Annotated in this window: 12 protein-coding genes and 1 pseudogene; 9 read left to right on the top strand and 4 right to left on the bottom strand. The window is 71.5% G+C overall.

The window, feature by feature from the left end; all coding sequences use genetic code 11:
* Nucleotides 1-122 precede the first annotated feature (122 nt).
* Nucleotides 123-995, bottom strand: coding sequence for a DUF4231 domain-containing protein (locus KBX08_RS19915; protein WP_210784967.1), 873 nt, complete (start codon nucleotides 993-995; stop codon nucleotides 123-125).
* Between the two features lie 247 nt (nucleotides 996-1,242).
* On the bottom strand, nucleotides 1,243-1,839 hold the full coding sequence (locus KBX08_RS19910) for a hypothetical protein (protein WP_210784966.1): 597 nt from the start codon (nucleotides 1,837-1,839) through the stop codon (nucleotides 1,243-1,245).
* A 158-nt stretch (nucleotides 1,840-1,997) separates the two neighbouring features.
* Between KBX08_RS19910 and KBX08_RS19905 the strand changes: the two are divergent.
* The 5 genes and pseudogenes from KBX08_RS19905 to KBX08_RS19890 all read left to right on the top strand — a co-directional run.
* Nucleotides 1,998-3,653: pseudogene (locus tag KBX08_RS19905) on the top strand (serine/threonine-protein kinase); the annotation flags it as partial.
* A 63-nt stretch (nucleotides 3,654-3,716) separates the two neighbouring features.
* A complete protein-coding gene (locus tag KBX08_RS33905) occupies nucleotides 3,717-4,208 on the top strand; it encodes an RICIN domain-containing protein (RefSeq protein WP_238688679.1) in 492 nt (163 codons plus the stop codon).
* Nucleotides 4,209-4,280: 72 nt separating this feature from the next.
* Entirely contained in the window at nucleotides 4,281-5,336 is a 1,056-nt protein-coding gene (locus KBX08_RS19900; protein WP_210784964.1) for an NAD(P)/FAD-dependent oxidoreductase, read from the top strand.
* Nucleotides 5,333-5,692 carry a hypothetical protein gene (locus KBX08_RS19895; protein WP_210784963.1) on the top strand — a complete coding sequence of 120 codons (360 nt, stop codon included), beginning with the start codon at nucleotides 5,333-5,335 and terminating at the stop codon, nucleotides 5,690-5,692. The genes KBX08_RS19900 and KBX08_RS19895 overlap by 4 nt, the downstream gene beginning before the upstream one ends.
* 87 nt (nucleotides 5,693-5,779) lie before the next feature.
* A complete protein-coding gene (locus KBX08_RS19890) occupies nucleotides 5,780-7,954 on the top strand; it encodes an FUSC family protein (RefSeq protein WP_307850594.1) in 2,175 nt (724 codons plus the stop codon).
* Between the two features lie 11 nt (nucleotides 7,955-7,965).
* On the opposite strand, the gene KBX08_RS19885 is transcribed toward KBX08_RS19890, so the two are convergent.
* On the bottom strand, nucleotides 7,966-11,232 hold the full coding sequence (locus KBX08_RS19885; RefSeq protein WP_210784961.1) for a COR domain-containing protein: 3,267 nt from the start codon (nucleotides 11,230-11,232) through the stop codon (nucleotides 7,966-7,968).
* 153 nt (nucleotides 11,233-11,385) lie between these two features.
* Between KBX08_RS19885 and KBX08_RS19880 the strand changes: the two genes are divergently transcribed.
* Nucleotides 11,386-12,423, top strand: coding sequence for an aminotransferase class V-fold PLP-dependent enzyme (locus tag KBX08_RS19880; protein ID WP_210784960.1), 1,038 nt, complete (start codon nucleotides 11,386-11,388; stop codon nucleotides 12,421-12,423).
* A gap of 62 nt (nucleotides 12,424-12,485) precedes the next feature.
* Here KBX08_RS19880 and KBX08_RS19875 read toward each other — a convergent pair whose 3' ends face one another.
* A complete protein-coding gene (locus KBX08_RS19875) occupies nucleotides 12,486-13,658 on the bottom strand; it encodes an acyl-CoA dehydrogenase family protein (protein WP_210784959.1) in 1,173 nt (390 codons plus the stop codon).
* A gap of 196 nt (nucleotides 13,659-13,854) precedes the next feature.
* Here KBX08_RS19875 and KBX08_RS19870 point away from each other — a divergent pair, with 196 nt between their 5' ends.
* The 3 genes from KBX08_RS19870 (at nucleotide 13,855) to KBX08_RS19860 (ending at nucleotide 17,219) form a co-directional block, all read left to right on the top strand.
* Nucleotides 13,855-14,511 (top strand): TetR/AcrR family transcriptional regulator C-terminal domain-containing protein, encoded by a 657-nt coding sequence (locus KBX08_RS19870; RefSeq protein WP_210784958.1) that lies wholly within the window; start codon nucleotides 13,855-13,857, stop codon nucleotides 14,509-14,511.
* A gap of 81 nt (nucleotides 14,512-14,592) precedes the next feature.
* Nucleotides 14,593-16,047 carry an aldehyde dehydrogenase family protein gene (locus tag KBX08_RS19865; protein WP_210784957.1) on the top strand — a complete coding sequence of 485 codons (1,455 nt, stop codon included), beginning with the start codon at nucleotides 14,593-14,595 and terminating at the stop codon, nucleotides 16,045-16,047.
* Entirely contained in the window at nucleotides 16,044-17,219 is a 1,176-nt protein-coding gene (locus tag KBX08_RS19860; RefSeq protein ID WP_247669696.1) for an alcohol dehydrogenase catalytic domain-containing protein, read from the top strand. The genes KBX08_RS19865 and KBX08_RS19860 overlap by 4 nt, the downstream gene beginning before the upstream one ends.
* Nucleotides 17,220-17,257: the final 38 nt, after the last annotated feature.

The raw sequence follows: 17,257 nt of genomic DNA, 5'->3' as shown, positions 1-17,257 counted from the left end.
CCCACCCCGCTCCACGATGTGATGCGCTCGGCTTCCTGGACATCGGAGCATCCGAGCCGCCCGGCCACCGCGACTTCCTGAGAATCGAGGTGATCAGTGGGCGGTGGCCGTGCGTCCAGGCGTCAGCGTCGGCGTGCTCGCCACATCGTGTGCTCCCGGGAGATCGCCGTCTCCGTGTCGTTCACGAATCGCGACAGGTCGGCTTCCGAACTGATCCGGGTACCGAGGGACCCGATGGCGGCGAGTTCCTGACTTGCCAGGGCATAGGCGGTGGCCACCGCACCGTGCTGCCGTGTCTGCGTCCAGGCCGCGCCGGCCGCGACCGCCGCGGCGGCCACTCCGAGCAGGTCGAGGTCGGTCAGCCCGGCGGCCCTCGACACGGCCAGGGTCACCCCGACTATCTCCATCACGAGCATGCTGACCGACCAGCGGGTCGCCTGCGCCCGATTCGACAGTGATCGTTCGGCGTACCAGGCTCGTTGGGCCTCAAGACGGCCGGTCAGGTACGCGGCGCGGCGCTCGTCGAGGGAGGCGGCCCGTAGTGTCCGCATTCCTTCCGTGATTTGTTGCCCAGCCACCGCTGGGGCCGCCAACGAGGCGGCCGACATGTCTCGGGTCAGGCCCAACAGTCGGTTGGTGAATTCCTCGGCGCTGTCGGATTCGCTTCGCGCTCGGGGAAAAGGGTCAGCCGCGATGGTGAATCGCCATGTGAGCGACTTGATGGATTCGGAGAGGGCTCTGCCGACGTACCACCGTTCATTGGGGCGATTGGTGAGGAGGAAGACCTCGACGATCGAGGTGGCGGCGAAGGCGCCCGCCGCGAGCGCCGGGCCCGGGGCGAAATTGTCGAGTTTCCACGTGGCGACTCCCGCGATCGCGGCCACCAGGAGCAGGGACAGCCGCAGCGCGATCAGGGTTGCGTACACGCGTTGGCCGCGCTGCGACTCGTAGGACACGGCGCGCTGAAACGGGGGGAGATCCTCGGCCTTCAGCATGTCGTTGACCTCTCGACAGAACGTCCAGGGCGTCGGCGGGGGTGAACAGCGATCCCGACGAACAGTCGGTACGTAGGCGGTGTAGACAGTAGACCCAGCCGTCCACCCGGACCGCCCGCAGCGACGCCCGTCCCATCCAACGCCGTCCCCCACCGCTATCCCCGTTGAGCAAGGGGTTTGCGGCAGGACACCCGGGTTGGATGGCGCAAAGCTCTTGATCAACCGTGCTGGGGGTGGACGTGGGGGGCTACGGCTCGGTGGTCTTGTCGCAGGGGAGGCCGATGCCGAGGGTGACGCTGTCGTTCTGGCCGTTCGACGTCACGATGAGCGGTACGCAGGCGGCCTGCGCGACCCAGGTGCCGCCGACAAAGGCCATCCACTGACCCTGCCCACTCTCCGGCGCGCAGGCGTGCACCGTGACGGTCGACGCGGGGGTGCCGGTGCCGCCCCAGCCGAGCCGGGCCTTGTCCTGCCAGCCCGGTGCCACTCGCAGGTCGACGACCGTGCCGGCGCGGACGACGAGCCCCCATTTGGCGAACAGCCGTGCCGCCGGATCGGCCTCCCCGGAATCTTCCGCCGACAGCACGGGAGTGGTGGGCACCGCCACGTCTTCGCCCACCGACCGGTAGCCCGCCGGCGGTGCTGGCAGCGTGTCGACCGATGGCGTGCACGGCGGCCCACCAGCGCTGGCGCTCGAAGACGGCGCCGCGCGGTTGGCCGGCGGCGTGGTGTGTTGGCGCGAGTCACCTGCCGGCGTGCAGGCGGACAGGGCCACCGCCAGGTACAGGAATCCCCACCGGGCCGTGGCGCGGCCGATCCGGTGTTCGGTGGAATTCGAATTCATTCGATATTCATAGCAGATTACCGATGTACGCGTTGGTAACATTGCGGTGGGCGACCGTGCTCGCGCCGATGGTGGAGTTATGTCTAAATGAACGATCGCTCAGCAGTCGATCTTGCGTGTGACATATCCGACTGCCGCCTTTTCCAGCCGCCACAGGAATTGGGCGGGTAAACCTCGCCGGGTACGTTCCTGTCGTGCCAGACGCCTCTCGACAGTTGATTGCCGATCGCTATCGGCTGGTCCGTCCGCTCGGCCAGGGCGGGATGGGCCGCGTGTGGCAGGCCCGCGACGAGATGCTCCAGCGCGACGTCGCCATCAAGGAGTTGGTGGCGCCGCCCGGCCTGCGTGACGACGAACGCCGGGAGATGCGCGAACGGTCCATGCGCGAGGCGCGGGCCGTCGCCCGACTGGGCCACCCCAACGTGGTACGCGTCTTCGACGTGCTGCACGCGGGCGATGATCCCTGGATCGTGATGGAACTCGTGCCGTCCCGGTCCCTGCAACAGGTGCTCGAAGCCGAGGGGTCGATGCCGGCGGAGCGCGCCGCGCGGATCGGGCTCGGCATTCTGGGTGCGCTGCGCGCCGCACACCGGGCCGGCGTGCTGCACCGGGACGTCAAGCCGGCCAACGTGCTGCTCGGCGACGACGGCAGGGTGGTGCTGACCGACTTTGGTCTGGCCACCCTCCCCGGCGACCCACGGATGACCCAGACCGGGATGGTGCTCGGCTCGCCGGCGTTCCTCGCGCCCGAGCGGGCCACCGACGGCGACGTGGGACCGGCGGCCGACCTGTGGTCGCTCGGCGCCACCCTCTTCGCGGCGGTCGAGGGACACACCCCGTACCACCGCTCGTCTCCGATCGCCACGTTGGCAGCCCTCGCCACCGAGCCACCACCGTCGGCACAACGAGCAGGTCGGCTGACCCCGCTCCTGGCGGGACTGCTGCGCCGCGAGCCGGATCAGCGGATCAGCGCCGATGAGGCGGATCGTCTCCTGCGGCAGGCCGCCACCCCGGACGTGCCGGCCGCCGAGGTGAGCACCGCCGGCGGCGGGCCGCTGACCCGGATCACCGCCACGACCGCCACCGCCGTCGGCGATGGGCCCCGTCCGACGATCGTGCCCGAGTTCGTCACCGTCGAGCCCGACCCGCCCGCCGCACCGGCTGTTCCTGCCGCGCCGGCTGTCCCCGCGTCGGGGTCCGGGGCGGGCCGCAGGCGTCGGGCTCGGCTGATCGGGTCGATCGGTGCCGCCGCGCTGCTGGTCGTCGTGCTGGTCACCGCGTCCCTGCTGAAAGACGGGCTGTTCGGTGGCGCGGGGGACGGCGGAGTGGCGGCGCCGGCAGTGAACCCGTCGCCGATCGGCGAGACGCCGGTGTCCAGGGTGCTGCCACCGGCGCCCGCGGGTTGGCGCTACTACCGTGACGATCCCCGCTTCCTCGTACCGGTGCCGGACGGCTGGCAGGCGCGACGCGACGGTGCGCGCGCCGTGTTCCGCGAGCCGGACGGCAGCCGCGTGCTCGTCGTCGACGAGCTGCGGGCCGTCCCGGCGGACCTGGTCGCCGAGTTGCGGGAGCGGGAGGAGGCGCAACGCGGGCGCTACGCCGACTACCGGCAGGTACGGCTCGACGCGCTGCGCTACCAGCTGCGGGCCGCCGAGTGGGAGTGGGCGTACACCGACGAGGACGGCACTCCGATGCACACGCTGAGCCGTGCCTTCGTCGGTCACAACGGGCACGCGTACTCGATCGACTGGACCACCTCCGCCGCCGAATGGTCCGCGAGCGCGGCGGTCTTCGCGCTGATCGCGGATGGTTTCCAAGGCCTGCCGGTCGCCGGTGTCCCGCCGTCCCGACCCGCCGGTCCGCCACCGTCGGCGAGGGTGGGGCCGCCGTCGCCCGGAACTGGTAGCGGCACGACGACCGGCCCGGGGGATCCGACGCAGCAATCGGCTGCTCCGCCGCCGTCCCCCACGCAGGGCAGCACGCCAGCCGGCAAGCAGATCTCCAGTTTCGCCAGTGACCGCTGCATCGACATCCCGGACGGCAACGCCGTCGCCGGTGCGCGGCTGCAGATCTGGGACTGTCGGCGGACCGCGAAGCAGCTGTGGACCTTCCCGGCGGACGGCACGGTCCGTTCGATGGGCAAGTGCCTGGATGTCGCAGGGCACTCCACCGAGGACGGCGCAGCAGTGCAACTCGCCGAGTGTTCCGGCGCGGCATCGCAGAGGTTCACCCTCAACAAGGCGTACGACCTGGTGAACACCAGGGCGGACAGGTGCGTCGACGTGCTCGACTCGAACCCGGACAACGGCGCCCGGCTGCAGATCTGGCAGTGCAGCGGCAACGCCAACCAGAAGTGGCGGGCCAATTGAGCCCTGACGGCAGGGGCTGGGGTGGTTACGGTCGTGGATGCCGAGGTTCCCGACCGTTCGAGGAGTGATCGCATGCCCCCCTCTCCGTCCCGGCTCTTCGCCGAGATAGCGACGGCCGAACCACCCGCCGAGACCAGAGTGGTCATGCGGCGTGCGGTGGTGCTCGGTGGCAGCATGGCCGGGTTGCTGGCGGCACGGGTGTTGAGCGACCACGCCGAGGAAGTGCTGATCATCGAGCGGGATCCGTCCGATGTCGACGCCGGTCCACGGCCGGGTGTGCCCCAGGGCAGTCAGGTGCACGCGCTGCTGCCCGCCGGTCAGGTCCAGTTGGAGCGCTGGTTTCCCGGCATCGCCGACGAGGCGCTCGCGCTCGGCGCCCCGCCGCCACCGCGCGACCCGGGCACGGCGAAGGTCTTCGTGAACGGCATGTTGGGTCTGCCGCCCGCGGCGACCGGCACCGGACCGGCGCTGATCACCACGCGTCCGTTCCTGGAGGCGCTGGTCCGCCGACGCACCCTCGCCATCGACAACATCCGGATGGTGTACGGCCGGGCGGAGGGTCTGCTCTTCGACGAGCGGCGGGTCAACGGCGCCCGGTACGTGCCCGAGGGTGGCACCGAGCCCGTCGTCGAAGCGGCGGACCTGGTGGTCGACGCGATGGGGCGGTCCAGCCGGTTGAGCGACTGGCTGGCCGAGCACGAGTGGCCGCGCCCGCCGCTGCACCGCATGCCGATCAAGCTGAACTACGCCACGGCGCTCTTCAAACGCGACGAGTTGGTCAGCGATGCCTGGGTGGCGGTCTTCCACACCATGGCGGGCAAGGGGCGTACCGCCCGGATCGGTGGGATCAACTCGGTCGAGGGGGCCGCTGGATCATGCTGGTGGCCGGCTACGACGGGGACCGCCCCAGCCGCGACGTCGCCGACTTCACCGCCCGTTGCCGGGAGCACTACCCGCAGATGTTCGGTGACATCGCCGAACACGGGGAGATGCTCGGCGGGGTGGTCACCTACCACCAGGCGGACAGCCGACGCCGCGACTTCCACAAGCTCGACCGCCTGCCCGCCGGGTTGGTCGCCGCCGGTGACGCGGTCGCGTCCTTCAACCCGGTGTACGGCCAGGGCATGACCTCCGCGACACTGCACGCCTCTTGCCTGTCGAAGTACCTGCGCTCCGGTCCGAAGCCGCACGACGGTCCCGCGCACGCGTACTTCGACCAGGTCCGCGTGGTGGTCGACGCCGCCTGGCAGATCTCCACCACCGCCGACATCGAGCTGCCGCACGTCGACGGGCCGTACCCGCCCGGCTACAAGGTCACCAAGTGGTTCGGGGACCTGCTCTTCCGGGCGTCGCTGACCGACCCGGTGCTCAACGCCCGGCTGGGCCGGGTCACCACAATGCTCGACCACCCGGCCGCCCTGAGCCGCCCCGGCACCCTCTTCCGGGCCCTGCGGCTCGGCCTGCTCGGCGGCTCCCGGCGGTGATTCGTCGCCAAACCCGCCGCCCACCGCCGGGCGCGGTGGAGAATGGTGGGCCGGGGAGGGGTGCCGCGACGAACCGGGGGAGCGGTAGTGCTCGGAACCAGCCTCCTTGGCCGGCTTCGCCGCCGTGACCCGGGTGACGCCATCCTGCGACGTGCGGCCCGGCTGACGCTCGTCGCGTCCGTCGTCTTCTACGGCTGCCGGTACGGCGCGGACAACTCGACGCTCGCCACGTACGGGTTGTTCGGCACGATCGCCGCCGGGTCGTTCGCTCAGCTACCTGGTCCGGCGCCGCAACGGGCGCGGATCCTCGTGCTGTCGCTGCCGGTGGTGTGGGCGCTGATCGCGGCGGGCTCGCTGTTGGCGTGGAGCACCTGGGCGGCAGCCGGTGGCATGCTGGTCGTCGGGTTCGTGGTGGCGTTCGCCGGGGTCGGCAACCCGCGCCTGGTGGGGTTGGCCAGCGCCTTCCAGCTCTTCTACATCCTGGCGTCGTTCCCGCCGTACCAGCCGGGCACCCTCCCGGAGCGACTCGGCGGGGTCACGCTCGCCGTCGTGCTGCTCGCCGCGGCCGAGGTGTTTCTCTGGCCCGACCCGGTGCCGGTCTCCTACCGGCAGCGCCTGGCCGAGGCGGCGGACGGCGTCGCCGCCTTCATCGACGCCGCCGCCGGGCGGTTGACCGACCCGCACGCCGCTGCGGGTGATCGGGACAGGCGGCGCGAGCGGGCGTACGACGTGGTGGCGGCGATCGAGCTGAACCGCAGCCCTCCGGCGTGGGCGCCCACCGCGGCGGGCGCTCAGGATCGGGCGTTGCGGATCTGCGCGGCCGCGTTACGGGAGGTGCTCGCCGAGGCGGACCGGTTGGCGGCGGACGCCCCGCCGCAGCCGATCCCGGACCTGGCGGCGGCGCGTCTGCTGCGCTCGTGTGCGGACACCACCCGCGCGGCCGGTCGGAGCCTGTCGCCGGGTGCCCCGGCGGTGGCCCCGGCCGACCTGGACGTGGCGGTCGGACGAGCCGAGGCGGCGTACCCGGTGGGAGACGGCCAGGTCCGCGACTCGCCGGACGTACCCCGGTTGTGCCGGGACGCGACCGCCGTGGCCCTCGCGGACCAGGTACGGGTCTTCGTCGTCGGTTCCCGGGTGGCCACCGGGGCGCGGCTCGGCGGCGACGACGCCTCCTCGGCGCTGTTCGAGTACGCCCGGCGCAGCCCGTGGACGCTGTACTGGTGGCAGTTCCGCTCCCACCTGGCGCCGCGCTCGGTCCACCTGCACAGCTCGCTGCGGCTGGCCGTGGCGCTCGCCATCGCCCGGGTGGCCGCCGGGGTGTTGCAGCTGACCCACGGCTTCTGGGTGCTGCTGGCCACCCTCACGGTCCTGCGCACGTCGGCCGCCGACACCCGCACCGCCCTGCGGCCGGCCGTGCTGGGCACGATCATCGGTGCGGTCGTCAGCGGCGGGGTGATGCTCGTCGTCGACGAGCCGATCGTGTACGCCGTCGTCCTGCCGGTCACCCTTCTGCTGGCCTTCGGCGTCGGCCGCCTGCTCGGCCCGGTGTGGCAGCAGGCGCTGTTCACAGTGCTGCTGACCGTCGTCTTCGCCCAGCTCAGCCCGGAAGGGTGGCGGATCGCCGAGGCCCGCCTCGTCGACGTGCTGCTCGGCACGGTGATCGGCGTGCTCGCCGGGGTGGCGATCTGGCCGCGCGGCGCGGGCCACGACCTGCGGCACAACGCCACCCGCTACCTGGCGGCCAGCGCGGACGCTGTCGAACAGACGGTCCAGGCGGTGCTCGGCGACGCCCCGCCACCCGAGGCTGCTCTCGGCCGGGTCCGTCGCCGGATGGTCCTGATCGACTCGTCGTACTGCCAGTACCACTCGGAGCGGCACGATCCGCACCGTCAACAGGTGAACTGGGACGCCGTGCTGAGCGCCGGGCACCACGTCGTGCCCGGCGCGGAGTCGCTGCTGCGCCGCAACCCACCCGGCTGCCTCGCCGGTTGGCCCGGTGCGGCGGCGCTGCTGCGGGACTCCGCCGGGCGCCTGCGATCGGCGTACGGCCTCCTCGCCGACGAGGTCGCCCACGGCCGGACATCGGAGCGGGCGCCAGTCTCAAGCACCTGCGTCGACCACCTGGACCGGATCCGTCCGCTCCTCGGCGAGGCCGACCATCAGTCGGTCCGGCACCTGGTGGAGGTCGACCGGTGGCTCGCCGGCCTCGCCGACAGTCTCGCCCGGATCCACCCGCCGCCCGGTTCCGCAGGGCGACCGTGAGCCAGTCCGGGTCAGGGGATGACGGGTAGGCCGCTGTGGTAGAGGTGCTCGAACTGACGGTGGACCCAGAGGATGCGGCCGTCGGGGCGTACCACCTTGCGGAGGTCGGCGATGGTGACGTCCTGGGCGCGGAGCGCGACGTGCAGCATCCGGAGGGTGGCGCCCTCGGCGTGGACGGGAGCCGTTGGTGCGGTGGGGGCCTGTTCCGCGAGCCCGGCGCTGTGGTCGTCCGCGGTGAGGTGGTTCGCGGCCTCCGCCGCGGCGTTCAGCGTCTCGTTCGCCAGGGAGACCTGCTCTTCGATGGCTTTCCACTGCTCGTCGCTGAAATCGAGTTTGAGCTCGGCCAGCCCCACGCCCAGGAGAGGCTTGAGGAGCATTGTGGTGGCCTTCAGGAGTGGGACAGCTCTGGTCCACCACTCGCGGGAAACGTCCGTGTCGTAGACCCCGGCATCGTGCCGCGCAGGCTCGAGGACGTGCACAGGCTGAAGCGAGTGCTCGCAGTACAACGTCAGCCGCATCCGCTTGGTGGTCCACTGCGGGTTGCGAACGGACGCCTCGACGGGGGTGAGGGTGAAGAGGCGCGGTCCGTCCGCGGCCTCGTCGTTGAGCTGCCACATCAACGCGGTCAGCTGTGCGTTCACGCCCGCGAGATTGGCCTTGACGGTGTCGTTGAGCTCGGTCACCCGCTGACTCAGCCCGCGGACATGGTTGTCCATCAGCGCCACGCCGTCCTGCAGAACGGCGAGCGCGTCCTGGGTCGCGCCCGAACCGCCCAGCAGCGAGTTGATGGCGGGGAAGGCGTCGCAGCCGGATATCGGGCACTGCGCGATGCTCTGCCCGTGCCGGTCGCGCAGTTTGATGAGCTTGTCGACGTCGAACAAGCCCGCACCCGGCGTGGGCAGGCCGCACCCGTCCCGGCAGGCGACGAGGGCGACGGTGCTCAGGCCGGGCCAGAACCGCTCGATGCAGTAGCGGATCTCGTCGGTGACCTGGCGTAGGTAGGTGACGGCGTCCGGGCCGCGCACCTGGACCTGGACACCGACCCCGGTACGTACCGTGAGGAGCGCGCGGGCACCGTACCGGCTCTGCAGGACCATGCCCTGCTGCCAGTGCACACCCTGCAGGGAATCGGGCTCCGTGTAGCGCTGGTGGTGGAGTCGAACGATGAGCCGGTACATCAGGGAGTCGGGAATGACCACGCTACCTGCGGGACCTTCCGAGATCCGGCACACCTCCAGGTACTCGCGGTCGCCGGGGCGGAACTCGACCCATGCCATCCGCAGGTCCGGCTGTGCGGCAGGGACGAGTTGCGCGATGAGACTCACCGGCTCGGGTGCGGCGTCGAGGGAGACCTGGTAGGTCAGCTCGAAGCGCCCCATGAGTGCCAGGAACAGTCGCTGCTGTTCCCTCGTGTAGAGCGTGCTGTCGGGAGCCTGGGCGGCACTCCACAGACTGCCGAGCATGCGGTGTGAGACGAGACCGAGGGCGTCGACGGCGTCTCGACTGTCGAGGACGGCGGCGATCGCGACGTTGAGCCAGTCCGGTTGAAGAATCACGAACGCGGCCAACGCGTCATCGTCCGCGTAGTAGATCCACTTTCCCAGGTGGTGGGCATTACTGGCCAGCGTTCGTGCCTGGAAGTCGTTCAGGCCCTGCGCTGCGGCTACCGCTTCGTAGCTGCGGTAGTCGACCGCCTGCTGACCGCCGGCCGTGACTGCCTCGATCGTCCGCTGCCAGTTGGCCGGGTAGTTACGGTGTACGTGCGGGAGCGTGCCGGCGGTCATCGCGATCGCCTCCCGCAGCGCCTCCAGCCGATCGTCCGGGACGGCGCTGTCGACCTCGTGAAAACCAACGATCAGATTGCCGAAGCGCTGTTTCAGGTGAGCCTCGTCGATGGCATCGGCGCGAGAGGACGGCCCGCCGTGGGACGCGACCACGAGGACCCGGGCGTCCGGGGCCCGGTGGGCGATCATGGCGATCCACGATTCCACCATGCCGGCCGCGACACCCGGACGGGGTTTCCAGACAACGACGTAGACGGCCGGCGCACTGAAGAACAACTGGTGCGCCGGCTGGTATGCCTGTTGGCCGCCAAAATCCCACCCGTTGAGGGTGATCTCATGGCCGGCGTGACTCACCACCAGTGGCTTGATCTCCATGCCCTGCGTCTGGTAACGATCTTGCCAGGGCTCGCCGCGCAACGCCCCGAGCAAGGAACTCTTCCCAGCCTCTCCGGCGCCCACGAACAGCAGTTTCGCCTCCGAGATCGAGATCCCATCGGTGGCGACATCCCTGAGGAACGCCAGCAGCGCCTTCGTACCCTCCACCTCGGCGGCCAGCACCTCAGGCGGAAGTGGATTGCCCTGTACGACGAGCACCTGAAGCTCTGTGAGCCGACCAATGGCGTCGGGCAGGGTGGTGAGCTGGTTGTTGTCTAGGTGCAGCTCGGCGAGGGCGGTCCAGGCGGCGATGGCGTCGGGCAGCGTTTTGAGCTGGTTGCGGTCCAGGTACAGCTCGGTGAGGGCGGTCCAGGCGGCGATAGCGTCGGGCAGGGTGGTGAGCTGGTTGCCGTCCAGGTACAGCGCGGTGAGGGCGGTCCAGGCGGCGATAGCGTCGGGCAGGGTGGTGAGCTGGTTGCCGTCCAGGTACAGAACATCGAGATGGGCCCAGGCGGCGCTCGCGCTTGGCAGCGCCGTGAGCTCGTTGTAGTCCATATCGAGCTGTGTCAGGGCAGTCCAGGCGGCGACAGCGTCCGGTAGCGCGCTGAGCTGGTTGCCACCCAAGTTGAGTTGTGTCAGGGCAGTCCAGGCGGCGACTGCGTCCGGTAGCGCGCTGAGCTGGTTTCGGTAGGCACTTAGCAGGGTCAGGCCCCTCCAGGTGCCGACTGCATCGGGTAGCGCGGTGAGCCGGTTCTCACCCAGGTCCAGTTCGGTGAGGGCGGTCCAGGCGGCGACCGCGTCGGGTAGCGCGCTGAGCCGATTCTCACTCAGGTCCAGTTCGGTGAGGGAGGTCCAGGCGGCGACCGCGTCGGGTAGGGCGGTGAGCCGGTTGACGTCCAGGCGCAGCGTGGTGAGGGAGGTCCAGGCAGCGACGGCGTCCGGCAGGGTGTCCAGGTTGTTCTGGGCTAGATTGAGGCTGGTCACATCAGCGAAAGCCGGGATGTCGCGCAAGAGCTCGGCAAGGTCGCCAGCGGTCAGGCCGAGACTGCTGAGGTTGACATGCCCGCCGGTAGCGGCAGCTATCCGGTGCTTGGCCTTGGCAATCGCGCCGTCATCCATGCCGAAGCAGCGTAGTCCCTCATGCACAATCAGTATTGCCGGCTGGGTCGATTCTCGGCGCGGTCGGTCCGGCAACCGAGCATGCTCCCTGACAGGCCGCCGATCGCCGATTGGCAGTGCCCGTTCGACGCCACGCCGCCTAGCGTCGACGGCATGGAGATCGAGCAGGCGCAGAAGCTGTGGCAGCCGGAGCCTGGCTGGTTGAACACCGCCAGCTACGGGTTGCCGCCGGAGCCGGCGTGGGCGGCGTTGCAGGAGGCTCTCGCGGCCTGGCGGGTTGGTCGGACGTCGTGGGAGGGCTGGGGCGAGTCGGTGCACCAGTCCCGTGCGGCGTTCGCCGACCTGATCGGGGTGCCGGTCGGTGACGTGGCGGTCGGCGCGGCGGTGTCGCAGCTCCTCGCGCCGGTCGCGGCGGCGCTGCCGGCCGGTGCCACTGTGGTGGTCCCCGAGGTCGAGTTCACCTCGAACCTCTTCCCCTGGCTGGTGCAGGAGGAGCGTGGCGTCACGGTTCGCACGGTGCCGCTGGAGTCGCTGGTCGACGCCATCGACGCCGATACCGACCTGGTGGCGTTCAGCCTGGTCCAGTCGGCCGACGGGGCGGTCGCGGCGTACGACGAGATCGTGGCAGCGGCCCGCGCCCACGACGCGCTGGTGGCGGTGGACGCTACCCAGGCGTGCGGCTGGCTGCCGTTCGACGGCAGTCGGGCCGACGTGGTGGCGGTGGGCGGCTACAAGTGGCTGATGAATCCGCGCGGGACCGCGTACGCCTATCTGGCTCCCGGGTTGCGCGAGCGGCTGCGCCCCGACGCGGCGGGCTGGTACGCGGGCCGCGACCCGCACGCCTCCTACTACGGCCCGCCGCTGCGGCTGGCCGACGACGCCCGCCGGTTCGACATCTCACCGGCCTGGTTCAGCTGGGTCGGTGCGGCGCCCGCCCTGGAGGTGGTCGCTGAGATCGGCGTGTCGGCGATCGGGGCACACAACGTGGCGCTGGCCAACCGGTTCCTGACCGGGCTGGGCCGGGCGCCGGGGGAGAGCGCCATCGTCAGCGTGGACGTGCCGGACGCGGAGCAGCGCCTCGCGGCGGCCGGCATCCGGGCGGCGGTGCGCGCCGGACGGGTCCGGGCCTCGTTCCACATCTATTCCACCGAGGCCGACGTGGACGCCGCGCTCACGGCGTTGACCGGCTGAACCCGGCGCCGAGGACGGCCGGGCGCGCAGCCGGCCGTCCTCAGCGGCATCAGAGATGCGGCTCAGGCCAGGTGGCCGCCGATCTTCGTGTAGCCGCGCAGCAGGTCCCGCGAGATGATCAGCCGCTGCATCTCGTCGGTGCCCTCGAAGATCCGGTAGAGCCGGACCTGCCGGTACCAGCGTTCGATCGGCAACTCTCGGGTGTAGCCCATGCCGCCGTGGATCTGGAGCACCCGGTCGACCACCCGGTTGACCATGCCGGCGCCGTAGAGCTTGCCCATCGACGAGGCGTGCCGGGGGTCCAGGCCCGCGTCGACGGTCCACGCCGAGCGCAGCACCAGCCAGCGGGCCGCCTCCAGCTCCGTCTCGGAGTCGGCGATCATCCACTGGATGGCCTGGTTGGCGCCGATCTTCGTGCCGAAGGTCTCCCGGGTGTTGGCGTACTCGATGGCCATCTGCAACACCCGCTCGGCGATGCCGATGGCGTGCGACGGGATGGTGTAGCGCCCCTTGCCGATCCACTCCATGCCGAGCGTGAAGCCCTGCCCGATCTCACCGAGGATGTTGCGGTGCGGCACGCGTACGCCGTCGAAGATGAGCGACGCGGGCCCGCCCTCGCCCATCGTCTGGATGAACTCCGAACGCCAGCCCATCGACCGGTCCACCAGGAACGCGGTGGCGCCGCCGTTGCGGGCGCCCTTCTCCCGGTCGGTCACGGCGACCACGATGGCGAAGTCGGCGTCGTGGCCGCCGGTGATGAAGGTCTTCTCGCCGTCGAGGATCCAGTCGTCGCCGTCGCGGCGGGCGGACAGCCGGATGTTGGCCGCGTCGGATCCGGCGCCCGGCTCGGTGATCGCGAAGCAGGAGCGTCGCTCGCCCTCGATGGTCGGGATGAGGAACTCCCGCTTCTGCTCCTCGGTGGCGTGGAACAGGATGTTGTCGGCCTCCCCGCCGAAGCGGAACGGCACGAACGTGCGGCCCAGCTCGGTCCAGATCAACGACTGGAGTACGGCTGGCAGGTTCATCCCGCCGTACTCCTCCGGGGTGGCCAGGCCCCAGAAGCCGAACTTGCGCGCCTTGAGTTGCAGTTCGCGCACCTCGGAGTGGTCGAGGCCCGGCTGGTGCGCCCGTTCCCGGCGGAGCACCTCCGCTTCCAGGGGCATCACCTCGCGGGTGATGAACGCGCGCACCGTGTCTCGGACGGCGCGTTCCTCGTCGGACAGTGCGAAGTCCACGGTTCCCCCTCGGTCGGCGTGGTGGTGCGCCGCCACGGGCCGTGGCGGTCCCTCATAAACTAGCGGTGTAAGTTTTCATTCGTCCAGACCCCTTCTCCGGCCGACGTGGTGACGCCTGCCCGCAGGCGGTCCCCGATAGGGTGCGTGAACAGGTGGTTCCCACGGGGAGGGACACCGCAGACCGAGGAGTTCTGACGTGCCCCGACCTCGACGGCCTCTGCTCACCCGCGACCGGATCGTCGAGACGGCGCTCGCGCTGATCGACGCCGACGGGCTCGGCGCGCTCTCCACCCGCCGACTCGCCGCCGCGCTCGGCGTACAGGGCCCCTCGCTCTACAACCACTTCGCCACCAAGGACGAAATCCTCGACGCGGTCGCCGACACTGTCACCGGTGCCGTCGACACCAGCGGCTTCGCCAGCCGGGACTGGCTCGCCGCGCTGCGGGACTGGGCCTGGTCGTACCGGCGTGCCCTCACCGCGCACCCGAACATCGTGCCGTACCTGGCGCAGGGGCCGGGTCGTCGACCGGCAGCCCTCGCCATGGCCGACGCGGTCTACGGCGGGCTGGTCCGCGCCGGCTGGCCGCCGGCCCGCGCCACCCACATCGGCGCGGCGCTGCGTTACTTCGTGGCCGGGTCGGCGCTCGGCTCGTTCGCCCGTGGTTTCGTCGAGGACCCGGAGCTGTACGCGGCGCACTACCCACACCTGCGCCAGGCCCACCGGCTCGCCGAGCATCAGCAGAGCGTGGACGAGGGCGCCTTCGCCCTCGGCCTGGACGCCCTGCTGCACGGTCTGGCCGCCGAGTACACCCGCACCGTCGAGACGGTGGAGTCCGCCCGGCCCAACGGGTAGCGTCCAAACTCCCAGCGCTAGTTTCATCGCCCGTCCCGACCCCCGTCGCCATCGCCCATCGCCCACCCTCGAAGGGACGACATGGACCTCGCCGCCCCGCCGTCGCTGTTGCCCGACTCCCTGCGCCTCCGGCGCCACCTGCACCTCGGCGGGGAGTGGACGCCTCCCGCCGATACCGGTCTCATCGACGTGGAGAACCCGAGCACCGGGGAACCGATCGGGCAGGTGCCGGCCGGCAGCCCGGCCGACGTGGATCGCGCCGTGGCCGCGGCCCGCGCCGCGTTTCCCGGCTGGTCGGCCGCCACCCCCGCCGAGCGCTCCGCCCACCTCGACCGGCTGCACGCGGCGCTCACCGCCCGCGCCGACGACCTCGCCCGCACCATCGCCGTCGAGCTGGGCTCGCCGCTCAAGCTCGCCACCCGGGTGCAGGTCGGGCTCCCACTGACGGTGCTGCGCGACCACGTCGCGCTCGCCGCCCGCGCGCCGGTCGAGGAGAGCATCGGCAACTCCCTCGTCGTCCGCGAGCCGATCGGCGTGGTCGGCGCGATCACCCCGTGGAACTACCCACTGCACCAGGTGATGGCGAAGCTCGCACCCGCCCTGGCCGCCGGCTGCACCGTGGTGCTCAAACCCAGCGAGCTGACCCCGTTGACCGCGTACCTGCTCTTCGACGCGGTCACCGAAGCCGGCCTGCCGCCGGGCGTGCTGAACCTGGTCCCCGGCACCGGGCCGGTGGTGGGTGAGGCGCTCGCCGGGCACCCCGACGTCGACCTGGTCTCGTTCACCGGCTCCACCGCCACCGGCGCGCGGATCATGCGGCTCGCCGCCGACCGCATCGCCCGGGTCGCGCTGGAGCTGGGCGGCAAGTCCGCCAACGTGATCCTCCCCGACGCCGACCTGGCCACCGCCGTCAAGGTGGGCGTCGGCAACGCTCTGCTCAACTCCGGGCAGACCTGTACCGCCTGGACCCGGATGCTGGTGCACCGCGACCGGTACGACGAAGCCCTCCACCTGATCGCCACGGCGGTAGCCGGCTACCGCCTCGGTGATCCGTTCGACCCGGTGACCCGGCTCGGCCCGCTGGTCTCCGCCGCTCAGGCCGGGCGGGTGCGTGGCCACATCGACCGGGCCCTGGCCGACGGCGCCCGGCTGGTCGCCGGCGGGCCCGACGCCCCGGTGCCGACCCGGGGGCACTTCGTCGCCCCGACCGTCTTCGCCGACGTGCATCCCGACAGCGCGCTCGCCCAGGAGGAGGTCTTCGGCCCGGTGCTCGCCGTCATCCCGTTCGCCGACACCGACGAGGCGGTCGCCATCGCCAACAACTCGAAGTACGGGCTGGCCGGCGCGGTCTGGTCCGCCGACACCGACGCGGCGCTCGCGGTGGCCCGGCGGCTGCGCACCGGCGCCGTCGACATCAACGGCGCGCCGTTCAACCCGCTCGCCCCGTTCGGCGGCTACAAGCAGTCCGGCCTGGGCCGGGAGTTGGGCGTGCACGGGCTGGCCGAGTTCTGCGAGCTGAAGGCGATCCAGCGATGACCGACCCCGAGCTGTCCCCGGCCGCGCCCGCGGGCCGCATCGAACCGTCCCCGGCCGCGCCGGGTGGCGGCACCGAGCCGGCGTCCGCGCCGGTCGTTGTTCGCGCGCTGGTCGCGCGCGGGTCCGGCGCCGAGCTGCGGGTCGAGCGGGTACGCCTGCCCGCGCCCGGCCCCGGCGAGGTGCGGGTGACGATCAGGGCGGCCGGTGTCTGCCACTCCGACCTGTCCATGGTCAACGGCACCCTCGCCGCGAGGTTCCCGCTGGTGCTCGGGCACGAGGCGACCGGCGTGGTGGCCGAGGTCGGGCCGGGCGGCCAACTGACGGTCGGCACCCCGGTGGTGCTCAACTGGGCGCCGGCCTGCCGGGCCTGCTGGTGGTGTCGGCGCGGCGAGCCGTGGCTCTGCGCCGACACCACCGCCCCGACCGTGGCGCGCGGCGAGACCGACGACGAGGTTCCGCTGCACCTGACCCTCGGCCTCGGCGCGCTCGCCGAGGCGGTGGTGGTACCCGAACGTGCCGTCATCCCGATCCCCGCCGGGCTGCCGCCCGAGCAGGCCGCACTGCTCGGCTGCGCGGTGCTCACCGGCGTCGGCGCGGTCCGGAACACCGCCCGGGTGGCGCCCGGCGAGTCGGTCGCTGTCGTCGGGCTCGGTGGGGTCGGGCTCGCCGTGCTCAGCGCGGCCCGCCGGGCCGGTGCCACGCCGATCCTGGCCATCGACGTCGCCGAGGCGAAACGGGACCTGGCGCTCGCCGCCGGGGCGACCGACTTCCTGCTCTCCGACGACCGGCTCTCCAAGGAGGTACGGGCGCGCACCGAGAGCCGGGGCGTCGACCACGCCTTCGAGTGCGTCGGTCGGGCCGCCACCATCCGCGCCGCCTGGCGGCTGACCCGGCGTGGGGGAGCGGTGACGGTGGTGGGCATGGGCGCGAAGGACGACATGGTCAGCCTGGGCGCGCTGGACATCTTCCACTCCGCGCGCACGCTGCGCTCCTCGGTGTACGGCTCGTCCGATCCGGACCGGGAGGTGCCGGTGCTGGCCGCCGAGTTGGCCGACAGCGCACTGGATCTGGGTGTGCTGGTCAGCGGGACGGTTCCGTTGGACGAGGCGCCCGCGGCGTTCGACCGGTTGGCGCGGGGAGAGGGCGCTCGCTGGGTGGTCACCCTGGACTGACGCTCGTCACAGCTGTCGGGCGACTGGCGCGGTTGGCC

Source organism: Micromonospora sp. H61 (genome assembly GCF_018070325.1).
GTDB classification, from domain to species: Bacteria; Actinomycetota; Actinomycetes; order Mycobacteriales; family Micromonosporaceae; genus Micromonospora; species Micromonospora salmantinae.
This window is presented reverse-complemented; position numbering and strand designations above follow the sequence as displayed.

Bases quoted from the DNA above. Each gene is read 5' to 3' on its own strand.
- KBX08_RS19895 (WP_210784963.1), top strand. From the start codon at position 5,333: ATGACCTCCGCGACACTGCACGCCTCTTGCCTGTCGAAGTACCTGCGC.
- KBX08_RS19910 (WP_210784966.1), bottom strand. From the start codon at position 1,839: ATGAATTCGAATTCCACCGAACACCGGATCGGCCGCGCCACGGCCCGG.
- KBX08_RS19865 (WP_210784957.1), top strand. From the start codon at position 14,593: ATGGACCTCGCCGCCCCGCCGTCGCTGTTGCCCGACTCCCTGCGCCTC.
- KBX08_RS19885 (WP_210784961.1), bottom strand. From the start codon at position 11,232: ATGGATGACGGCGCGATTGCCAAGGCCAAGCACCGGATAGCTGCCGCT.
- KBX08_RS19880 (WP_210784960.1), top strand. From the start codon at position 11,386: ATGGAGATCGAGCAGGCGCAGAAGCTGTGGCAGCCGGAGCCTGGCTGG.
- KBX08_RS19860 (WP_247669696.1), top strand. From the start codon at position 16,044: ATGACCGACCCCGAGCTGTCCCCGGCCGCGCCCGCGGGCCGCATCGAA.
- KBX08_RS19915 (WP_210784967.1), bottom strand. From the start codon at position 995: ATGCTGAAGGCCGAGGATCTCCCCCCGTTTCAGCGCGCCGTGTCCTAC.
- KBX08_RS19900 (WP_210784964.1), top strand. From the start codon at position 4,281: ATGCCCCCCTCTCCGTCCCGGCTCTTCGCCGAGATAGCGACGGCCGAA.